This window comes from Variovorax ginsengisoli (assembly GCF_030811835.1).
In the GTDB taxonomy this organism is placed as follows: Bacteria; Pseudomonadota; Gammaproteobacteria; order Burkholderiales; family Burkholderiaceae_C; genus Variovorax; species Variovorax ginsengisoli_C.
Genome location: NZ_JAUSRO010000006.1, coordinates 247,031 through 266,222, shown reverse-complemented (window position 1 = coordinate 266,222; position 19,192 = coordinate 247,031). Strand labels below are relative to the sequence as shown.

General features: G+C 67.2%; 20 protein-coding genes. 9 read left to right on the top strand and 11 right to left on the bottom strand.

All coding sequences use genetic code 11. The annotated features are described in order from the left end of the window. Positions 1–4: 4 nt before the first annotated feature. Positions 5–1,384 carry a TolC family outer membrane protein gene (locus J2W36_RS11460; RefSeq protein ID WP_307689848.1) on the top strand — a complete coding sequence of 460 codons (1,380 nt, stop codon included), beginning with the start codon at positions 5–7 and terminating at the stop codon, positions 1,382–1,384. A 56-nt stretch (positions 1,385–1,440) separates the two neighbouring features. Here J2W36_RS11460 and J2W36_RS11455 read toward each other — a convergent pair whose 3' ends face one another. Beyond that, complete coding sequence (locus J2W36_RS11455) at positions 1,441–2,820, bottom strand: 3-deoxy-D-manno-octulosonic acid transferase (RefSeq protein WP_307689847.1); 1,380 nt, start codon at positions 2,818–2,820, stop codon at positions 1,441–1,443. A gap of 26 nt (positions 2,821–2,846) precedes the next feature. Then, a complete protein-coding gene (locus tag J2W36_RS11450; protein WP_307689846.1) occupies positions 2,847–4,229 on the bottom strand; it encodes a phosphomannomutase/phosphoglucomutase in 1,383 nt (460 codons plus the stop codon). A 137-nt stretch (positions 4,230–4,366) separates the two neighbouring features. On the opposite strand from J2W36_RS11450, the gene J2W36_RS11445 reads away from it, so the two are divergent. The 3 genes from J2W36_RS11445 to J2W36_RS11435 are packed head-to-tail and all read left to right on the top strand — an operon-like array spanning position 4,367 to position 7,421. Further along, on the top strand, positions 4,367–5,968 hold the full coding sequence (locus tag J2W36_RS11445) for a DNA-3-methyladenine glycosylase 2 family protein (protein ID WP_307689845.1): 1,602 nt from the start codon (positions 4,367–4,369) through the stop codon (positions 5,966–5,968). Further along, positions 5,965–6,462, top strand: coding sequence for a methylated-DNA--[protein]-cysteine S-methyltransferase (locus J2W36_RS11440; RefSeq protein ID WP_307689844.1), 498 nt, complete (start codon positions 5,965–5,967; stop codon positions 6,460–6,462). The genes J2W36_RS11445 and J2W36_RS11440 overlap by 4 nt, the downstream gene beginning before the upstream one ends. Beyond that, complete coding sequence (locus J2W36_RS11435; RefSeq protein ID WP_307689843.1) at positions 6,459–7,421, top strand: DMT family transporter; 963 nt, start codon at positions 6,459–6,461, stop codon at positions 7,419–7,421. The genes J2W36_RS11440 and J2W36_RS11435 overlap by 4 nt, the downstream gene beginning before the upstream one ends. Here the strand turns inward: J2W36_RS11435 and J2W36_RS11430 are convergent. Continuing rightward, the gene (locus J2W36_RS11430; RefSeq protein WP_307689842.1) at positions 7,396–8,052 is read right to left on the bottom strand and encodes a DUF1345 domain-containing protein; all 657 of its coding nucleotides are present in this window, start codon (positions 8,050–8,052) and stop codon (positions 7,396–7,398) included. The genes J2W36_RS11435 and J2W36_RS11430 overlap by 26 nt on opposite strands. 39 nt (positions 8,053–8,091) lie before the next feature. On the opposite strand from J2W36_RS11430, the gene J2W36_RS11425 reads away from it, so the two are divergent. The 3 genes from J2W36_RS11425 (at position 8,092) to J2W36_RS26550 (ending at position 10,410) form a co-directional block, all read left to right on the top strand. Next, positions 8,092–8,811, top strand: a complete 720-nt coding sequence (locus tag J2W36_RS11425; RefSeq protein ID WP_370869301.1) for a c-type cytochrome — start codon at positions 8,092–8,094, stop codon at positions 8,809–8,811. Continuing rightward, positions 8,808–10,091, top strand: coding sequence for a cytochrome c (locus J2W36_RS11420; protein WP_307689841.1), 1,284 nt, complete (start codon positions 8,808–8,810; stop codon positions 10,089–10,091). The genes J2W36_RS11425 and J2W36_RS11420 overlap by 4 nt, the downstream gene beginning before the upstream one ends. 106 nt (positions 10,092–10,197) lie before the next feature. Further along, positions 10,198–10,410: a DUF3789 domain-containing protein gene (locus J2W36_RS26550; RefSeq protein ID WP_370869300.1), complete on the top strand. Its 213-nt coding sequence runs from the start codon at positions 10,198–10,200 to the stop codon at positions 10,408–10,410. Here the strand turns inward: J2W36_RS26550 and J2W36_RS11415 are convergent. The 3 genes from J2W36_RS11415 to J2W36_RS11405 all read right to left on the bottom strand — a co-directional run bounded on the left by J2W36_RS11415 (position 10,334) and on the right by J2W36_RS11405 (position 11,514). Next, complete coding sequence (locus tag J2W36_RS11415; RefSeq protein ID WP_307689840.1) at positions 10,334–10,498, bottom strand: hypothetical protein; 165 nt, start codon at positions 10,496–10,498, stop codon at positions 10,334–10,336. The two genes, J2W36_RS26550 and J2W36_RS11415, sit on opposite strands and share 77 nt — an antisense overlap. An 8-nt stretch (positions 10,499–10,506) precedes the next feature. Next, a complete protein-coding gene (locus J2W36_RS11410; protein WP_307689839.1) occupies positions 10,507–10,653 on the bottom strand; it encodes a hypothetical protein in 147 nt (48 codons plus the stop codon). Between the two features lie 153 nt (positions 10,654–10,806). Next, entirely contained in the window at positions 10,807–11,514 is a 708-nt protein-coding gene (locus J2W36_RS11405) for a glycosyltransferase family 2 protein (protein WP_307689838.1), read from the bottom strand. 407 nt (positions 11,515–11,921) lie between these two features. On the opposite strand from J2W36_RS11405, the gene J2W36_RS11400 reads away from it, so the two are divergent. After that, positions 11,922–12,578: a TetR/AcrR family transcriptional regulator gene (locus tag J2W36_RS11400; RefSeq protein ID WP_307689837.1), complete on the top strand. Its 657-nt coding sequence runs from the start codon at positions 11,922–11,924 to the stop codon at positions 12,576–12,578. 112 nt (positions 12,579–12,690) lie between these two features. Here J2W36_RS11400 and J2W36_RS11395 read toward each other — a convergent pair whose 3' ends face one another. The 5 genes from J2W36_RS11395 to J2W36_RS11375 form a co-directional block, all read right to left on the bottom strand. Then, positions 12,691–13,896 (bottom strand): ABC transporter substrate-binding protein, encoded by a 1,206-nt coding sequence (locus J2W36_RS11395; RefSeq protein WP_370869299.1) that lies wholly within the window; start codon positions 13,894–13,896, stop codon positions 12,691–12,693. Positions 13,897–13,952: 56 nt separating this feature from the next. Continuing rightward, positions 13,953–14,987 (bottom strand): aromatic ring-hydroxylating dioxygenase subunit alpha, encoded by a 1,035-nt coding sequence (locus J2W36_RS11390; RefSeq protein WP_307689836.1) that lies wholly within the window; start codon positions 14,985–14,987, stop codon positions 13,953–13,955. Positions 14,988–15,300: 313 nt separating this feature from the next. Next, complete coding sequence (locus J2W36_RS11385) at positions 15,301–15,903, bottom strand: hypothetical protein (protein WP_307689835.1); 603 nt, start codon at positions 15,901–15,903, stop codon at positions 15,301–15,303. Continuing rightward, complete coding sequence (locus tag J2W36_RS11380; RefSeq protein ID WP_307689834.1) at positions 15,896–16,954, bottom strand: zinc-dependent alcohol dehydrogenase; 1,059 nt, start codon at positions 16,952–16,954, stop codon at positions 15,896–15,898. The genes J2W36_RS11385 and J2W36_RS11380 overlap by 8 nt, the downstream gene beginning before the upstream one ends. Further along, a complete protein-coding gene (locus tag J2W36_RS11375) occupies positions 16,951–17,925 on the bottom strand; it encodes a Bug family tripartite tricarboxylate transporter substrate binding protein (protein WP_370869298.1) in 975 nt (324 codons plus the stop codon). Before J2W36_RS11375 ends, J2W36_RS11380 begins: the two co-directional genes overlap by 4 nt. Before the next feature lie 102 nt (positions 17,926–18,027). Here J2W36_RS11375 and J2W36_RS11370 point away from each other — a divergent pair, with 102 nt between their 5' ends. After that, a complete protein-coding gene (locus J2W36_RS11370) occupies positions 18,028–18,948 on the top strand; it encodes a LysR family transcriptional regulator (protein ID WP_307689833.1) in 921 nt (306 codons plus the stop codon). Positions 18,949–19,192: the final 244 nt, after the last annotated feature.

Genomic DNA, 19,192 nt, shown 5'->3' with positions numbered 1-19,192 from the left:
TTCCATGCCCGTGCGCCGGTTCCTTCCACTTTCCGCAGCACTGGCCGCCGTGCTCGCCCTGCCCGCCCATGGACAGAGCCTGATCGACCTCTACGAGTCGGCGCGGAGTTACGACGCCACGTACCAGGGTGCGCGTGCGCAGTTCGAGGCCAACGTGGCGCGCGCCGCTCAGTCCCGGGCAGGCATCCTGCCTTATGTGGCGGCTTCGGCAGGCGCATCCCACACCAATCAGGACCTCGACGTGATCGCCAATGCGCCACGCTCTTCCAGCGTGCGCGACTTCAGCAACCAGACGGTAGGCATCAACGCCTCGCAGCCGCTGTACCGGCCGGCCGCCTGGGCCACCTACCAGCAGGGCAAGCGCCAGGCCGAAATCGCCGAAGCGGCGCTCGCAAGTGCCGACCAGGACCTGATCGTGCGCGTCGGCCAGGCCTACTTCGACGTGCTCTCCAGCCAGGACAGCCTGGCGCTGGTGCGCGCGCAGAAGGCGGCTGTGGCCGAGCAGCTGGCTTTTGCCAAACGCAACTTCGAGGTCGGTACCTCGACCATCACCGATTCACGCGAGGCACAGGCGCGTTACGACCTCGTGCTGGCGCAGGAAATCTCTGCGGAAAACGACCTGCAGGTGCGGCGCATCGTGCTCGACCAACTGGTCGGCCGGCCCGGCAGCGTGCCGTTGCCGCTGTCCACGCCCGTGGTGCTGCCACAGCCCGACCCAGCCGACGTCAACCGCTGGGTGACCCAGGCGGAGGCGGTGCATCCGGCCATCCGGCAGGCGCTCATCGCCGTCGATGTGGCAGGCCTTGAAATCAAGAAGGCCGAGGCCGGCCACAAGCCCACGCTGGACGCAACGATGGGCTACAACTTCGCCCATAACCCCAACGGCACGAGCACCAGCACCACAGGGACCCGCGTCAGGGAAGCCAGCATCGGCGTCAACTTCAACCTGCCGCTGTTCGCAGGCTTCGCCACGGAAAACAGGGTGCGCGAGACGTTGGCGCTCGAAGACCAGGCACGTGCCACGCTCGACGCCACGCGTCGCAACGTGACGCAGGCCACTCGCACCGCCTACCTGGGCCTGGTCTCGGGCACCAGCCAGGTCAAGGCACTCGAAGCGGCCGAGGCGTCGAGCCAGAGCGCGCTCGACGCCAACCGACTCGGCTACCAGGTGGGTGTGCGCATCAATATCGACGTGCTGAATGCACAAAGCCAGCTGTTCCAGACCAAGCGCGACCTGGCGGTGGCCCGCTACAACGTGCTGCTGGGCACGCTGAAATTGCGGCAGGCCAGCGGCACGCTGACGCAGGCCGACCTGCTTCCGGTGAACGCGACGCTGGCCGCCGCAGGCACACCGGGGAACACGCCTGTGGGCGTCGGCCGTTGAATCCCTGAACCCGACCCACCGCCACCGGCCGGGAACACCGCCGTGTGCGCTGTGCTTCAGTCGAGACTGGGTTCCGCCCGCTCTTCGAGCGCGCCAGGTTCGGCAGCGGATGCCACCGGCTCCGCCGATTCGGCCAACGCCAACACCGCAGCAGCCGTGCGCTGTGCGGCGCCACGGTTGGTGGACGCAAACGCTTTGGCGGCCTCGACCATCGCACCGCGGCGCGTCGCATCAGACACCAGCGCCAGTGCGGCAGTGATGGCCTGGGTCATGCCTTGCACGCGCACCGCCGCGCCGGCGGCGAGCGAGAGTTCCGCCACCTCGGCGAAATTGAAGGTCGAAGGGCCGAGGATCATCGGGCAGCCGCAGGCGGCGCCCTCGATCAGGTTCTGGCCACCGAATGCCTCGAAGCTGCCGCCAAGCAGCGCCACGTCGGCCAGGCCATAGTAGAGCGTCATCTCGCCAACGGAATCACCGAGCCAGATTTCTTCTTGCGTGGGTGCACCGGCCGTGCTGCGGCGCGCGACGGGAAAGCCATTGGCTTCGATCAACGCAGCCACCTCGTCGAAGCGCTGCGGATGGCGCGGCACCATCATCCACTGGACGCTCGCGACCTGGCGCGCAATCGAATGCACGCCCGGCTGCTCGGGCGGCAGCGGTGCGCCGGCGCCGAAGTGCTTGAGCGCGTCGAGAAAGAGCTGCTCTTCGCCGTCACGCGAACTCGCCAGCACCACCAGGGGCCGTGGCAGGTGCGCTCGGAACTGGCTGGCGGCCGCCAGCTGGCGCGGGTCCGGCGCGGCATCGAATTTGAGATTGCCGTAGACGCCCTCGACCTTGGCGCCCAGCGACACGAGGCGGTGCGAGTCGGCTTCGGTCTGCGCCCACACCGCCGTCAGCGAGGCATAGGCCGGACGCGCGAGCCAGCCCAGGCGCTCGGCCGATGCCAGCGACCGTTCATTCAGGCGGGCATTGGCCAGCACCAGCGGAATCCGTCGCTGCGCGCATGCTGCCACCATCTCGGGCCAGACCTCGGTTTCCATCAGCACGCCGATGCGCGGCGAAAAACGGTCGAGGAAGCGGGCCACGGCCTTGGGCGTGTCCCAAGGCTGCCAGACCTGCAGATCGCCCGGCTCCAGCAGTTTGGCGCCCTCTTCCCGGCCCGTCGCGGTGCCGTGGGTCAGCAGGATGGGCACCCCGGGATGCTGACGCCGGAGTTCGGTGATCAGGATGCCGGCCGCACGCGTCTCGCCGAGCGACACCGCGTGCACCCAGCACCAGCCGGTGCCGACTGCGGCCGCGTCGTACTGGCCGAAACGCTCTTCGACGGCCACGGCATAGCCAGGCTCGGCGACCGCGCGCTTGCGCAGCTTGCGCCGTACGAGCGGCTGGGCGAGGGAGGTGAGAACGCCGTAGAGGCGCAGCGACAGGGAACGCACGTGGAAAAGGTCTCGTCTTCGTCGGTTCAGTGGGCGGCTTCGGCCACCTGCGCGTTGGGCTTGACGGTGCGCAGCAGCGCCATCATGTCGGCCTGGATGCGCGCGAGTGCGGCGTCGGTCTGGCCTTCGAAACGCATCACCAGCACCGGCGTGGTGTTGGAGGCCCGGATCAGGCCAAAGCCGTCGGGCCAGTCGACACGCACGCCGTCGATGGTCGACAACTGGGCCGGCGCCGGAAAGTCGACCGACTTCATCAGCGCCTCGACCAGCCGGTGCGGCTCGCCCTCGTCGCACAGCACGTTGAGTTCGGGCGTGGAAAAGCTGGTGGGCAGCGCGTTGAGCACGGCGCCTGCATCGGGGCTCTTGCTGAGGATCTCCAGCAGGCGGCAGCCTGCGTAGGTACCGTCATCGAAACCGAACCAGCGCTCCTTGAAGAAGATGTGGCCGCTCATTTCGCCCCCCAGCGGCGAATCGATTTCCTTCATCTTCGCCTTGATGAGCGAATGGCCGGTCTTGAAGATCATCGGCACGCCACCGGCCGCCTCGATGGCGGGCGCCAGGCGTTGAGAGCACTTGACGTCGAACACGATGGTGCCGCCCGGCACGCGCGAGAGCACGTCCTGCGAAAACAGCATCATCTGGCGGTCGGGGTAAATGTTCTGACCGTCCTTGGTGACGATGCCCAGGCGGTCGCCGTCGCCATCGAAGGCCAGGCCGAGTTCGGCATCACCTGCTGCCAGCGCGGCGATCAGGTCCTTGAGATTCTCAGGCTTGCTCGGGTCTGGATGGTGGTTCGGGAAATCGCCGTCGACCTCGCTGAACAGCTCTGTCACCTCGCAGCCAATGGCGCGCAGGATGGCCGGGGCCGAGGCGCCGGCGATGCCGTTGCCCGAATCGACCACGATCTTCAGCGGACGTGCCAGCTTGATGTCGCCCACGATGCGCTGGGTGTAGGCCTCGGTCACGTCGACCCTGCGCACGCTGCCACCGGGTGCCAGCGTGGCGCTGTCGGCTTCCATGACGCGGCGCAGGCTCTGGATCTCATCGCCGTAGATGGCGCGGCCGGCCATGATCATCTTGAAGCCGTTGTAGTCTTTCGGGTTGTGGCTGCCCGTCACCTGGATGCCACTGGTCGACAGCGTGTGTGCCGCAAAGTACAGCATGGGCGTGGTCACCGCACCCACGTCGATCACCTCGATGCCCGTGGCCACCAGGCCGCTGATCAGCGCCTCCACCAGCGCAGGGCCCGACAGCCGGCCATCGCGTCCCACGGCGACGGTTTTCTCGCCCAGGGCGCGAGCGGCACTGCCGAAGGCTCTGCCGAGTCCTTCCGCGACTTCCACGTCCAGCGTGGTCGGCACGACGCCGCGAATATCGTAGGCCTTGAAGATCGACGCGCTGAGCTGCATGGGTGCTTACCTTGGAGAGTACAAAAAATGTCTTGGGCCATTGTAGGCAACCCGCCCTTGGCGCAGGCAACCCGCCCGTGCAGCCAGATGTCCGGAAACGGCCGGTTTCCAGGCCTCCCGGTTCGTATCATCGCGCCATGCCTGATGCGACCGATCCCATTGCCGGCCCCGAGAGCGACGCCTGCTATCTGGCGATGAAGGCGCACGACGCGCGTTTCGACGGCTCCTTTTTCACGGCGGTCACCTCCACCGGTATCTATTGCCGCCCCGTCTGCCGCGTGCGGCTGCCGCGGCGCGAGAACTGCGTGTTCTTCCGCCACGCGGCGCAGGCCGAGGCCGAGGGCTATCGCCCCTGCCTGCGGTGCCGCCCCGAACTCGCGCCCCGCGCCGCCAGTTGGTCGACCGAAGACGCGTCGCGCATTCTGGCGCTGCAGGCAGCCCGGTTGATCGACGAGCCCGACGCCTGGCGCGACGAGGTGCCGGGCGCCGCGCGCATCGCAGAGCGCCTGGGCGTGAGCGACCGGCATCTGAGGCGAATTTTCGAGGCCCAGTTCGGCGTATCGCCGCTGCAGTACCTGCAGACACGCCGGCTGCTGACCGCCAAACAGCTCATTGCAGACACCCGCCTGCCGATGGCCGAGGTGGCGCTGGCCAGTGGCTTTGCCAGCGTGCGCCGCTTCAATGCCGCCTTTGCCGCGCACTACGGGCTCAACCCCGGTGCGCTGCGCCGCGCAGGGGTGGCCGAGGCCGGCGCAGGCGAGGCGCATGCGGGTCGCTCGATCGAAGTCCGGCTGGGCTACCGGCCGCCCTACGACGTACAGGCCATGCATGCCTTTTTCGCGCGGCGCACGCTGCAGGGCGTGGAAGTGGCGAAAGTGGCGGAAGTAGCAACGGGGCACACGCACGGGCTGCACGACTACACCCGCACCTTGCACGTGATGCACGGCGGCCGCAGCCACGCAGGCTGGCTGCGCCTGCGGTTCGACAGCATGCGTGAACAGGTCAGGCTGACCGTGAGCGACTCGCTGGCCGGCGTGCTACCGACCGTGATCAGCCGTGCGCGCGCGCTGCTCGACCTCGATGCCGAACCGATGGCCATCAATGCGGTGCTGCACGACGCCTTTCCCCATGGCGACGGCATGCGCGTGCCGGGCACGGTCGATGGCTTCGAGCTCGCCGTGCGCGCGGTGCTGGGCCAGCAGGTCACCGTGGCCGCGGCACGCACCTTCGGTTCGCGGCTGGTCGCCGCATTCGGCGAGGCGATCGACACACCCCTTGCCGGCCTCGACCGCCTGTTTCCCACGCCTACTGCCCTCGCGGCGGCCAGCGGCGAGGCGCTGGGCCAGCTCGGCATCGTGCGGCAGCGGCAGGCCGCGCTGCAGGCGCTGGCGCGCGAGGTCGCCGATGGCCGCCTGATGCTGCATGCCGGCGCCGATGTGCCTGCGACACTGGCGGCGCTGCAGGCCCTGCCTGGCATCGGCGACTGGACGGCGCAGTACATTGCGATGCGCGCGCTGCGCTGGCCCGACGCATTTCCGTCGGGCGATATCGCCCTTCAGAAGGCGCTCGGCGTGCGAACGGCGCGCGCTGCGGTCGAAGCCTCGCTGGCCTGGCGGCCATGGCGCGGCTATGCCGTGTTGCGCGCCTGGCATGCGCCGACCCCGACCCTGCCCGCCCCTGAGACGCACACCCCATCCGACACACTCCTCACACGGGCCCCGGCGCCCGATCTGCCATGAAATTCAAGCACGACCGCATCCGCATGCGGCACCTCCAGAGTCCGCTCGGCGGCATCACGCTGGCGGCCTCGGACCTCGGCCTTGTCGGGCTCTGGTTCGATGACCAACGCCACGCACCCGACATGACGCCCTGGCAGACCGATGCCGCCGACGACCTGCTGACCCAGGCCGCGACGCAGGTCCTGGCGTACTTCGCAGGCCAGCGGCGCGACTTCGACCTGCCGCTGGACCTGTCGCACGGCACGCCGTTCCAGCAGTCGGTCTGGGCGGCGCTGCGCGCCATCCCTTGCGGCGCCACCACCAGCTACGGCGTCCTCAGCGCAGACATCGGCAAGCCAGCTGCGGTGCGCGCTGTCGGCGCGGCCGTCGGACGCAATCCGATCAGCCTGATCGTGCCCTGCCATCGCGTGCTGGGTGCCGACGGTTCGCTCACGGGCTACGCGGGCGGCCTCGACCGCAAGACGGCGCTCCTCGCGCTGGAGGGCGCGCGATGAGCGTCACGCCAAGACCATCGGCGCCACTGTCAGCACCGCGGGCGGTGAATCGCTGGTGGATCGATCTGGTGCTGCTGGGCGCGCTCTGGGGCGCCTCCTTTCTTTTCATGCGCGTGGGCGCGGCCGAATTCGGCGCCCTGCCGACGGCGGCGGTGCGCGTGGCCATCGCCACGGTTTTCCTGATACCGCTGCTGCTGTGGAACGGTCATGGCGCGGCGCTGCGCCAGCACTGGAAGGCAACGCTGGCCATCGGGGTCTTCAATTCGGGCGTGCCCTTTGCGCTCTTCTGCTTCGCCCTGCTGAGCATCAACAGCAGCCTGGCAGCCGTGCTGAATGCGACAGCGCCCATGTTCGGCGCCCTGGTCGCATGGGCATGGTTCGGCGAACGGCCCGGCGGCTGGCGGTTGCTCGGCCTGGCCATCGGCTTTGCGGGGGTCGGCCTGCTGGCCAGCCGCAACGCCGGCTTCCACGCGACCTCCACCGACGGCTCGCATGCCGCGCTCTGGGCCATCGTGGCCTGTCTGGGTGCCTGCCTGTGCTACGGCATTGCCGCCAGCGCCACGCGACGCCACCTCGGCGGCGTGGCACCGCTGGCCACGGCCACTGGCAGCCAGATCGGTGCCACGCTGTTCCTGGCGCTGCCTGCGCTCTGGCTCTGGCCGGCGCGCATGCCGAGCCTGCATGCCTGGCTGGCGCTCATCGCACTCGGTACGGCCTGCACCGGCCTGGCCTACATCCTGTTCTTTCGCCTGATCGCGACAGCCGGCCCGGCGCGTGCGCTGACGGTCACCTTCCTCGTGCCCGTCTTCGCCGTGTTCTACGGCGTGGTGCTGCTCGGAGAGCAGATCACCCCCTGGATGCTGGGCTGTGCGGCGGTCATCGTGTGCGGCGTGGCGCTGTCGACGGGCCTGGTCAAACCTGGCGCCCGCGCAGTTACAGCGCCCCCGCGACCACGTTGATCGACAGCGCGAGCACCAGCATGTTGAAAGCGAAGGCCAGCACGCTGTGCACCAGCGTGATACGGCGCATCTCCCGCGAGGTGACCTGCACGTCCGACACCTGCGAGGTCATGCCCACGACGAAAGAAAAGTAGAGAAAGTCGAAGTAGTCCGGATCGAGCTTGCCCGGAAAATCGAGACCGGCGCCGGCCACGCGGTTGTCGCGCTCTTCCTGGTAGTAGCGATGCGCGTAGTGAAAGGCGTAGATGGTATGGATCATCAGCCACGACGCCCCCAGCGCCGCCATGCCTAGCGCGATGTGCGCCGCGCGCTCGATGCCGTCCATCTGCTTGACCTGGCGCAGCAGCATGGCGATGACCGCAACGCTCACACCCACGGCCATGAGCATGACGCCCAGGATCAGCACGTTGGGCTGGTCCTGCGCCTGGGAGCGCGCCCGCGTGCGTTTTGCGTCGAAAGACTCAGCCAGCCACCAGGCAAGCGCCAGGTACACGCCGATGCCCGCGCACCAGCCGATCAGGCCGCGCGCGAGGCCGTCGAGCGGCCAGGGGATGAAGCCTGTGATGAGCCCGACCAGTGCACCGTAGCCCAGCCGTTGCAGGCCGGCGACTTCCGAGATGTGTTTTTGCATCCCGGCAATGTAGCGTGGTCGCGGGACGACAATGGCGGTATGAAACTTTCCTGCATCGTCGTGTGCCTGTTCATGGGCGTCATGGCGCCCGAAGGCCATGCGACGACGCCCGCGCGCGTGCCCGACACCATCGCGCAACGGGCGGCCGCCTGCATTGCCTGCCACGGGCGTGAAAGCGCGGCCGTCAATGCGGACTACTTTCCGCGCCTGGCAGGCAAGCCGGCAGGCTACCTGTTCAACCAGTTGCTGAGTTTTCGCGACGGCCGCCGCTTCCATGCAGACATGAACCACATGGTGCAATACCTGTCGGACGACTACCTGCGCGAGATTGCCGACTACTTCGCGGCGCTGACACTGCCCTATCCGCCACCCGCCGGGCGCAGCGATGCATCCGCTGAAGCGCTCGCGCACGGCAGGACGCTGGTACTGGCAGGCGACGCTGCGCGGGGCATTCCTGCCTGCGTACAGTGCCACGGGGCTGCGCTCACCGGCGTTCAGCCCGGCATTCCAGGGCTGGTCGGCCTGCCACGGCTCTATCTGTCCTCGCAGCTGGGGGCATGGGTCAGCGATGAGCGGCATGCGCTCGCCCCGGACTGCATGACGGCGGTGGGCCGCAAGCTCACCAGCGCTGACATCAACGCTGTCGCGAGCTGGCTTGCGCTGCAGCCGGTGCCGGCCGACGCCAGTGCCATCCCGGCCCTGCCCAACCCTTTGCCCCTGCCTTGCAGCGCCCTGCCGACGCGGAGAGGCACGCCATGAAGCGCGTCGCGCTCTACGGACTGGTGCCGGTGGCCGTGTTGCTGGCCCTGGCCATCGCCACGGTCGTCTGGTTGAACCTGCGCGGTGAAGACCCACTACCCGACGGCCCTGTTGCTTTCGACAGCTCGCCCGCACAGGTCGAGCGGGGACGCTACCTGGCGCTGGCGGGCAACTGTGCAGGCTGCCACAGCATCCGTGGCGGTGCCGCCTATGCGGGGGGCCTGGGCATTGCCACCCCCTTTGGCACCCTCTACACCAGCAACCTCACGCCCGACCCGACGCACGGCATCGGCAACTGGAACGCTGCGCACTTCTGGCGCGCACTGCACAACGGCCGGTCCAAGGACGGGCGGCTGCTGTACCCGGCTTTTCCTTACACGAGCTTCACCGCCGTGACGAGAGCAGACTCGGACGCGATCTATGCGTACCTGCGAACCGTGCCGGCCGATGCGACCCCGAACAAGGCCAGCAAGCTGCGGTTCCCCTACGACACACAGGCTGCGCTCGCCGTGTGGCGCGCACTGTTCTTCACCCCTGCGCCTTTCATTGCCGACCGCACCCAAAGCGCGGAATGGAACCGTGGCGCCTACCTGGTCGGCGGCTTGGGTCATTGCATCGCCTGCCACGGCAGCCGCAATGCCCTGGGGGCCACCGAAGACCGGCGTGGCTTGTCCGGAGGGCTGATTCCGGTGGAAAACTGGTATGCCCCCTCGCTGGGTTCTCCACGCGAAGCCGGCGTCGCGCATTGGGACCGGCAGCAGGTGATCCAGTTGCTCAAGACCGGTAGCACGGCGCAGGCTTCGGTCATCGGCCCGATGGCCGCAGTGGTGTTTCGCAGCACCCAGTACCTGAGCGATGCCGACCTGGGCGCCATGGCGACCTACCTGCAGCAGTTGCCCGAAGACCCCGCACCTGCCAGGCCCGACCCGGTGCGCACGCCGTCGTTGCGCCGCGACGCGGGCACCATGGCACGCGGTGAAGGCATCTATGCACAGCGCTGCGCCTACTGCCACGGCGACGCCGGCCAGGGCGCCGTGGGCGCATACCCGCCGCTGGCGGGCAATCGCGCGGTCACCATGGACAGCGCGGTGAACCTCATGCAGATGGTGCGCCATGGCGGCTTTCTGCCGGCCACGGCGGGCAACCCGCGGCCGTACGGCATGCCACCTTTCGGCCACGTGCTCGATGACGGCCAGATCGCCGATGTGCTCAGCTACGTGCGCGGCGCCTGGGGCAACGATGCAGCGCCGGTCTCACGCCGCGACATGATGCATCGTTGAGGAAAGATCATTCAGATCTTCGTGACAAACTACTCAAACCCGATATGCAACTTAATGCAACACCAATTGCCAGTCCGTAAACTGGACGAGTTTCAAAAGGCTGGCTATGGTGTTGTTTCTGACGGGAGTCTTGATCGGGAGCGTCGCAGGCGTCTTCTTGATGTGCTTGGTGGCGGCATCGAAAAGCGATGACGACGAGAATCAAACGTTGGCCGCCGATGTGTCAGACGGCGATGTGGACCTCAGTGCTCGGCATTGGCAAAACTCACAGACCACTGTGCCGATGGAAGGTCGACAGCCCAACCAAAGTTGTCTGTGATCATCAGGCGCGCCACGCCCCCAGGCACATTGGGTGTGCCCACCCAGTAGCTGGGCAGACGAGCAGGTTTGAAACGCCAGGAGAGCATGACGGCTCCTACTGCTGCTTGTCGGCCGCAGGGCCTTCGAACATGAAGTGGCGCGATACCACTTTGGACGGCAACGGCAACGGTTTGGGTGGGTCGCCAAGCAATGATCGGATGATGATGGCCAGCACCGGGCTGATTTCGCTGTCTGCAAACATGATGAGACCTCGTAGGGATGTGGAGGGCTCTACTTTCCGATGTCTGCGCCAGCGCATTGCTTCGATCAAACGCCCTTTTGCCCTGCAGTTGCGGCCATCCCTTGGCCCGAAAACATCACATGAACGAACCCACGCCCAACTGGCCTCTGCCGGTCACGCCGGCACGGTCGGTGGCATGGGAATGGCCAGCGCAGCAAGCCGCGCCGCGGTGACGGCCAACAACGTGTCGCCAAAACCGCCACGCGCACGTGCGTCGGCACGCGCACTTGTCACGACTCTGGGCAACGCGCTCCAAGCGATGCGTGCGCCGCTACGCTCCAGTGCCTGCACCAGCGCCACGTCTTCGCTGCATGCCAACGGCGCAAAGCCACCCGCCCGCAGATAGGCGTCGGCGGCGACACCCAGATTGGCGCCATGGATGTGGCGGTGACCTTCGCAGTCGCTGTAGGTGTCCCGAAAATGTGCGGCCAGCGAAGCCGCGTGAATGCCATGCGGCGTCCAGTCATCCACGCCGATCGAACCACAAACCGCATCGGCCTGCAGCGAAAGCTGGTCGACCAGCCAGCTCGGCGACACCAGGGTGTCTGCATCGGTGAAGGCAAGCCAGCGCGCGTTCATGGCCAGAAGCGCCGTGGCCCCTGCAGCGCGCGCAGCGCCGACATTGGAGAGTTCCACCGACAGCGTGAGCGCACCGGCGGCCTGGGCAATCGACGCCGTCCGATCGCGGCAGTGGTCGAGCACCACGCAAACAACGACATGCTCCCCTGCCAACGCTGTATGCGTTCCGGCCCGCATGGCGGCCAACACACACGCACCGATGGACTCTTCTTCGTTGTGCGCTGGAATCACGATACCAATCATGAAGCACTCCCACGAACGACAGTTGGACTGGATTGAGGCATTGGACAGGCTCTTGTGAACACAGATCAGGCGACCTGTTGCTGCCACTATTGCCATCTGCCAAGGCGCCGTTGTAGGACGCACACCGTAACTTCACTCAGACGGGTGAACTGCGTCTTAGGACATAGGGGTTGGATGCAGGAAGCTCGGCCAGCCGGCGATGCGACACGCGTAGAGGTCTGACACCGTCGCCGCTTACAGCCATCCTTCATCTATTCAGATGCAGGTGAAGTCAGCCCTCGTGGACAATGGGCTTTCCCCAACTCCTCGGCTGATCTTCTGTGCCTGTGAAACCGCGTTCGACCGCACGCCGCGATGCGCCTCAACCAGAGACACCGCCCCCAACCGGAGGTCCGACGCGGCGCAAGATGCGGCGCGACCCAAGCGATCAGCTCGAGAATCGGATCCTGCAGGCAGCGATCGAGGAGTTCGCCGAGCACGGCTTCGCCGGAGCGCGGATCGAGCGCATCGGCCGGCAGGCGGGCACCGTCGATCGGATGCTTTACTACTACTACGGCAACAAGGAGCGGCTGTATCAGGCGGTGCTCGAGCAGATCTACGCCGACATGATCGGCGCGCAGCGCAACTTCGTGCAGTCGGCGGATCCGGTGGCCGGCATGCGCCAGCTGATCGAGCACGCGTGGGACCATTACGTGGCCAACCCGAAGCTGGTGCGCCTGCTGATGAACGAGAACCTGCTGCGCGGCCGGCACATCCGCGAGTCCGAGCAGGTCGGGCCGACGTCCTTTCCGCTCATCGAGACGGTTTCCAGCATCCTTGGCGCCGGACAGGCGCAAGGCGTCTTCCGCGACGATGCCACGTCCGAGCATGTGCTCATGACCATCATGTCGCTCGGATTCTTCTATCTCTCCAACCAGTACACCTGCTCGGCATGGCTCGGCGGCGACCTGATGAAGAAGCCGCGTCGCAGTGCGTGGCGCGAACACATCTGCAACGTCGTGCTCGACCACCTGTCGACGGGTGCACGCAGGGCAGCCCCCGCACCGGTCCGGCGCAAGGCCTGAACCGCTCAGGCGGATGCCGCCACGGGTTCGGAGCAGATCCCGTCCCAGGTTTCGCTCAAGGAGGTCGCGATGGCGGCGCTCTGGCCATGGCAGCCGATCGATGGCAGCGCCTTCACGACCCGCTGCGCAGCTTGCGCACGACAGCTTCGCTCGGCTGCAGCTTGGCGCCGTCGATGTAGGTGCCGGCAGGCATCACGCCACGGCCGTCTTTCACTTCCGTGCGCCCGACAAAGATGCCGAGCGTCGACTGGTTGTCTTCCGGCCTGAACATGGCCTTGCCGAAAGGCGTGCCGAACTCCAGGCCCTTGAAGGCCACGATCAGTTTCTCGGTGTCGGTGGCGCCGGCCTTCTGCAGGCCCGCCGCGATGGCCTTGACCGTGGCATAGCCCACGACCGAGTTCAGGCGTGGATAGTCGCTGTATTTCTTCTGGTAGGCCGCGAGGAAGGCCTTGTGTTCGGGCGTGTCGATGTTGGTGTAGGGATAGCCGGTCACGATCCAGCCCGAGGGTGCGTCGTCCTTCAAGGGGTCGAGGTATTCCGGCTCGCCGGTCAGCAGGCTCACGACCTCGCGGCCGGCGAACAGGCCGCGCGTCTTGCCTTCGCGCGCGAGCTTGGTGAGGTCGCTGCCGAACATCACGTTGAAGATGGCGTCGGGCTTCGCGTCGGCGATGGCCTGCGACACAGCACCCGCGTCGATCTTGCCGAGCGGGGGCGACTGCTCCGCCACGAACTCGATGTCGGGTTGCGCCTTCTTCATGTTCTCCTTGAAGGCGGCGACCGCGGCCTGGCCGTATTCGTAGTTAGGGTAGATCAGCGCCCAGCGCTTCTTCCCCAGCTTGGCCGCCTCGCTCACGACCGAGGCCGACAGCGCATAGGTGCCCGAGCGCAGACGGTAGGTGTAGCGATTGCCGTTCTCCCACACGATCTTGTCGCTCAGCGGGCCCGAGGCAAGGAAGAAGATCTTCCGCTGCTTTGCGAAGTCGGCCAGCGCGAGGCCGACGTGGGAGAAGGTCACGCCGGAAAGCAGGTCGACGTTCTCGCGCGCGACCAATTCCTCGGCCATGCGCACCGCGTCGCCGGGGTTGCCGTTGTCGTCGCGGAAGACCGTTTCCAGCTTCTTGCCGAGCACGCCGCCCGCTGCATTGATCTCTTCCTGGGCGAGGAGCCATCCCTGCCGGTACGGCACGAGGTTCTGCGGCAATGCCTTGTAGCTGTTGATCTCGCCGATCTTGATGGTGCCCTGGGCCATGGCGGCGCCGGTGCCGAAGGCCAGGCCGGCGGCGAACAGGTGGAAGCCGAGGCGGCGTGCTGGTGTCATCGTGGTGCTCCGGGGAAGGTTCTGGAAGGAAAGGCGGTTGGCGGCGGCCGCAACGGTCAGCGCGTGGACGCCGGCGTGCTGCCCGCGGCCATCTCTTCGACGATGCCGCGCATCTTCATGGACGAGGCATCGAGCGCGAGGCGCACGCGTTGCCATTCGCGCGGCTTGTCCTCGTTGCGCTGGATGGCTTCGAGCACGCGCTTATCCTCGTCGAAGGCATGGCGAAAGCCGGCGCGCAACCGATCGTCCACGGCCGGGTCCGCCGGCGAGTTCTTCAGCACCAGCCAGTGCTGCACGCAGGTACGCTCGTCCACCGGCGTGATGAAGTGGCAGGCATACATCTGGATGCAGTCCTCGCGGTTGCCCTCGGGCGCGCCGGTGCCCGTTCGGGCCGAGCCGAAATCAATGACCGCGATGCTGGGCGCGTGGTAGTGGTAGTAGTGCCAGCGGTCGACGTTGCCGCCGAAGTCCTTGAGGCCCTGGAACACGGGGATCAGCGGTCCGTCGATCACCCAGCGCCAGGTGACCACCTTGTTGCCCTGGCGCTCGTGCTGAACGCGGGTTTCCTCGCGGCCTGTGCTCGCGAGTGTCGTCGGGTGAACGAACGCGACATGGGTCGGGTCGCACAGGTTGTCGGCCAGGCTCAGGTAGCTGGCCTGCACCGGCAGGGCATCGCCCTCGATCACGCTGTAGGCCGGATCGTCGTACGCCGGTAGATGGAACACCGCGGCGCGGTCGGCTGCAAGCGGGTCACCCATCCAGACCCACACCATGCCCATGCTTTCCGCCGTGGGGAAACTTCGCACCCGTGCCGAGGCCGGCGGCCGGGGCATGCCCGGGGCATGGGTGCAGCGGCCGTCGCAGTCGAAGGTGAGGCCGTGGTAACCGCATTCGACCGTGTCGCCGAGGAGGCGACCGATCGACAGCGGTGCCAAGCGGTGCGGACACGCGTCCTCGAGAGCGGCCACGGCGCCGCCTTCGGTACGGTAGACCACCAGGTCGTCTTCCAGGACGCGGCGAGTGATGAGGTTTCGGCCCACATCCCGCGACCAGGCCAGCGGATACCAGGCCTCACGTGCATATTGGTTCATCGTGGTTGCTCCTTGTCATTCCGGCATCAGCACGACTCGTGCCACTGAAAAATGGAGTATTCACTCCATTAAAATGGAGAAGTTACTTAATTTCGGTGCAAAGCGAGCCGGGGTTTGCCCGGATCGGGTGCCGACAAGCAGGAGGTCCGCCCGCTTGTGGTGCCGTGGTGGGCAGCGGACCCCCTCGACCTGAGCGGCGATATGGCCGCACGGCGGGCAAAACGGAGATGCGGCGCGAAGCGGGTTCTCAGGCCGGCATGAACCCTGAGACCCGTTGGCATCGAGCGTTCGACCGCTCCGGTTCAGGTGGCTATCAGCCGCCACCGACGGGCAAGCGCGCGTAAACGACGACGTCGCCAAGCCGCCGCGCGGCCTCCTCCGAGTCCTGCGCGCTGACCGGCAGGCAGAGTAGCACCTCGCCCTCGACCGCCTTGTCCTGACCACTGCGCAGCCAGGGCAGTGGGCTCGCATCGTGCAGGCGCAAGCCGCGCAACGCCGAGCTGATCGCCGAGACCGGAAGCTTGCCCAAGGCAGCGTCGGCATCCGTCTGCGAGACGAAGGTGGCGACCAGGAGATGGCTGCCGTGCGCGGTGTCACCTTCCGCGTCCAGGCGGCAGACCCAGCGCGACAGGTTGCACAGTTCCGGCCGCATCGCGCGGCTGGCCGGCGTCGGTTCGCTGAGCAGGCGCTGGTAGGCCGCGCTGTCGAGCACCGCTGCATCGCGCAGGCCGTAGAGCGTGAGGTAGCGCGGCATCGCGCCCGATTGTGTCTGGCCGAAGCGTCGGCCCCAGAGGATGCCCGGCACGGTGCAGCGCTCGGGCACGTGCTCCTGCGCATGCCACGCGTTGTACGTCGCGTCGAGCGCAGGTGTTACGTCGTTCCAGAGCGCGAGCAGCGCACCGGCGCGCTCAGTCATCGCCATCGCCATCGCCGTCACCCGGGCACAGCAGCACCTTGCTCGCGGCCTTGCCATGCGCCAATGCGAAGCCCTCGTGCGCCTGCGACAGCGGCAGCACGTGGCTCACCATCGGCGCCATCAGGTCGCCGATCTCGGCCATCAGCGCGAGCGCCTCCGGCCAGTCGGATTCAGGCGGACGGAAGGAGCCGCGCAACTGCTGCTGCTTGCGCACCAGCGCGGTCAGGTCGAGCGAGAGCGGCCGTGCGTGGATGCCGGTGACGACCACGATGCCGTTGCGGCGCAGCAGCGCCAGCGCGTCTTGGATCGTTTCGGGGACGCCGGTGGCCTCGAACACGATATCGAATGGTTGACCGTCGGTGAATGATGTCGTGGCTTCGGCCAGCGAGGTCTGGGCGACGTCGCACAGTGCATCGAAGCCCATCCGGCGCAGCGCGTCCAGGCGCGGTGCATCGTCGAAGCCGCTGACGACGACCTGCGCCGCGCCGGCGCGACGCGCCAGCACCGCAATGCCCTGGCCGATGGTGCCCGGGCCCATCACCAGCACGCGCTGGCCACGCACGTCGCCAGCGACGCGAAGCGCCTGCATCGAGATCGACAGCGGCTCGGTGAGCGCCGCCAGTTCGTCGCTCAGGCCGTCGGGCACCGGCACGCAGTTGCGCAGCGGCACGCGCACCCAGGGTGCGAAGGCCCCGTCGCGCGTCATGCCGATGCCGGTGCGGCGCTCGCAGGCATCGTGATTGCCGACGGTGCAGGCGGCGCAGGTGCCACAGGTCACGGACGGTCGTACCACCACGCGCCGACCGGCCAGCGGGCCGCTCTGCGCCACACCCACGAATTCGTGGCCGATGGTCACGGGCAGACTCTGTGTGATGAAGGCGTAGCTGGGTGTCCAGTCGTCCACGTGCAGGTCGCTGCCGCAGATGCCGGTGGCACGCACGCGCACCAAGGTTTCGTCCGCATGGGAAGCGGCGGGCAGCGGCACATCGACGAGTTCGAGGCCCGCCGCAGCGGTGGTCTTGCGCAGGGCTTGCATGGCGGGTACTTTCATTGGTCGAGCTTGATGCCGACCTGTTGGATGATGGCGCCCCATTTCGAGCGCTCGGCCTCGATGAAACGCTTGAATTCCGCGGGCGTGCCGCCCATGGCCACCAGCCCCTGGGCTGCGAGCTGGTCCTTCACGCCCGGGTCCTTCAGTGCTGCGTTGACGTCGGTGTTGATGCGGCCGATCAGGTCGACGGGCGTGCCTGCTGCAGTGAACAGGCCATTCCACGCGAGCGACTCGAAGCCCGGATAGCCGGACTCGGCGACCGTCGGGAGCTCCGGCATGAGCGGTGAGCGCTGAGCGCTCGTCACCGCCAGCAGGCGGATGCGCTTGCCCTGGATCAGCGGCAGCAAGGCCGGCGCAACGGTGAAGAGCGCCTGCGTCTCGCCGGCGGCCACGCTGAGACCGGCCGGCGGTGATCCGGCAAAGGGCACGTGCACGGCCTGGATGCCGGCCGTGCTGCGAAACAGCTCCATCGTGAGATGCGAAGAACTGCCCGCCCCCACCGACGCATAGTTCACACCGTCGCCCTGCTTCTTTGCCCAGGCCACGAACTCGGGCAGCGTGCGCGCCGGGTTGGCGGCAGGCACCGCGAGCACGTTCGGCTGCGAGGTCGTCATCACGATCGGCAACAGATCGCGTGATGGCACATAGGGCATCTTCTTGTACATGAACGGGCCGAAGGCAATCGGCCCGTTGAATCCGATGCCCAGCGTGTGGCCGTCTGGCGTGGCTTTGGCGACCGTGTCCATGCCGATCAGGCCGCCAGCGCCGGGCTTGTTCTCGATGACGACAGGCTGCTTCCAGCCGATGCGCAGCTTGTCGCTGAGCGCACGTGCGATCACGTCGAGCGAGCTGCCGGCTGGAGCCGGCACGATGATCCGTACCGGCTTGACGGGCCAGGTGTCCGTCGCGGCCAGTGCGGGCGTGCCGATGGCGCAGGCCGCCAGCAGCGCAGCCCCTGTCTTGATCTTCATCGTTGTCTCCTTGTATTTGGAGAACGCATTGTTGGAAAGATCCCCGGATACTTCAAAGATCGATTTTGTATATTTCCCATACTCACGAGATATGGAGATTCGATGGAGCTGCGTCACCTGAGGTACTTTCGCGTGGTCGCCGAGACCGGCAACCTGAGCCGCGCCGCGGAGAAGCTCTTCATCGCCCAGCCGCCCCTGTCGACGCAGATCCGCCAGCTCGAGGAGGAACTTGGCGTGCCGCTGTTCGTGCGGCATCCCAAGGGCATGCAGCTCACTGCCGCCGGCCAGGCGCTGTTGCCCGAGGCGCGCTTTCTGCTCGACCGGTTCGCGCGGCTCGGCGACGTGGCGCGCGATGCTGGCGAAGGCGACGGTGGGGGGATCAGCCTCGGCTTCGTGCCTTCGGCCAGCAGCACGGTGCTGCCGGCGCTGGTGCGGCTGCTGCGCCAGAAGCGCCCTCGCTTGCAGCTCGAACTCCGGGAGATGATCAGTTCCGAACAGGCCGATGCGCTGGTGGCCGGCCACATCGATGCCGGCATCGCGCGCGTTCCAGCGCGGCATCCACGCCTGGTCGTGGCGCACCAGATGCCCGACCCGTTCTGCCTAGCGCTCCCGTTGGAAGGCGCGCCCGCTGCGCGTGCCGTCGATCTCCAGCGCTTCGCCGAGAGCAGCTTCGTGGCCTTCACGCGGCATCGGGGTCCGGCCTACTTCGACCAGTCGATCCATCTCTGCAGCCAGGCCGGCTTCAGCCCGCGCATCCGCTACGAGGCGAGCACCGTGCACGGTGTGCTGGAACTGGTCGGTGCCGGGCTGGGCGTTGCACTGGTGCCGGCCTCCACGTCACTGCTCGCGATCGAGGGTGTCGTGCTCAAGGGTCTGCAACGTCCTGCGCCGAACGAAGTGCTCGCGCTGCTGCGGCGCAAGGTGGATGCGAATCCGATGCTGCCGGTGCTGGAGGCTGCTGTGGCTTCGATCTTCGGTGGGCTGGAGCGACGGTTGCGACCACTGGTTGCAAGCGCGCGATGAGGCGGCTTTCGCGTACTGGCTGGCCTTTTTTATGTGGCTACTCCAGCGCGCTTCGTTACGGCTGTACCACTCCAGCGCCGTCGCCTTGAAGGTATCGCCCTCTGCCACCGCCCGCTTGAACTTGGCAAGCTTGCGCGCCTGCGCCAGATGGATACCGTCAGCGCGATCTCGCGGGCCAGCCGGACGGCCTTGAGCGTCACCTCAGGATAGCTGCCCAAGGTTGGTTCCCCGGAATATTCCCGGG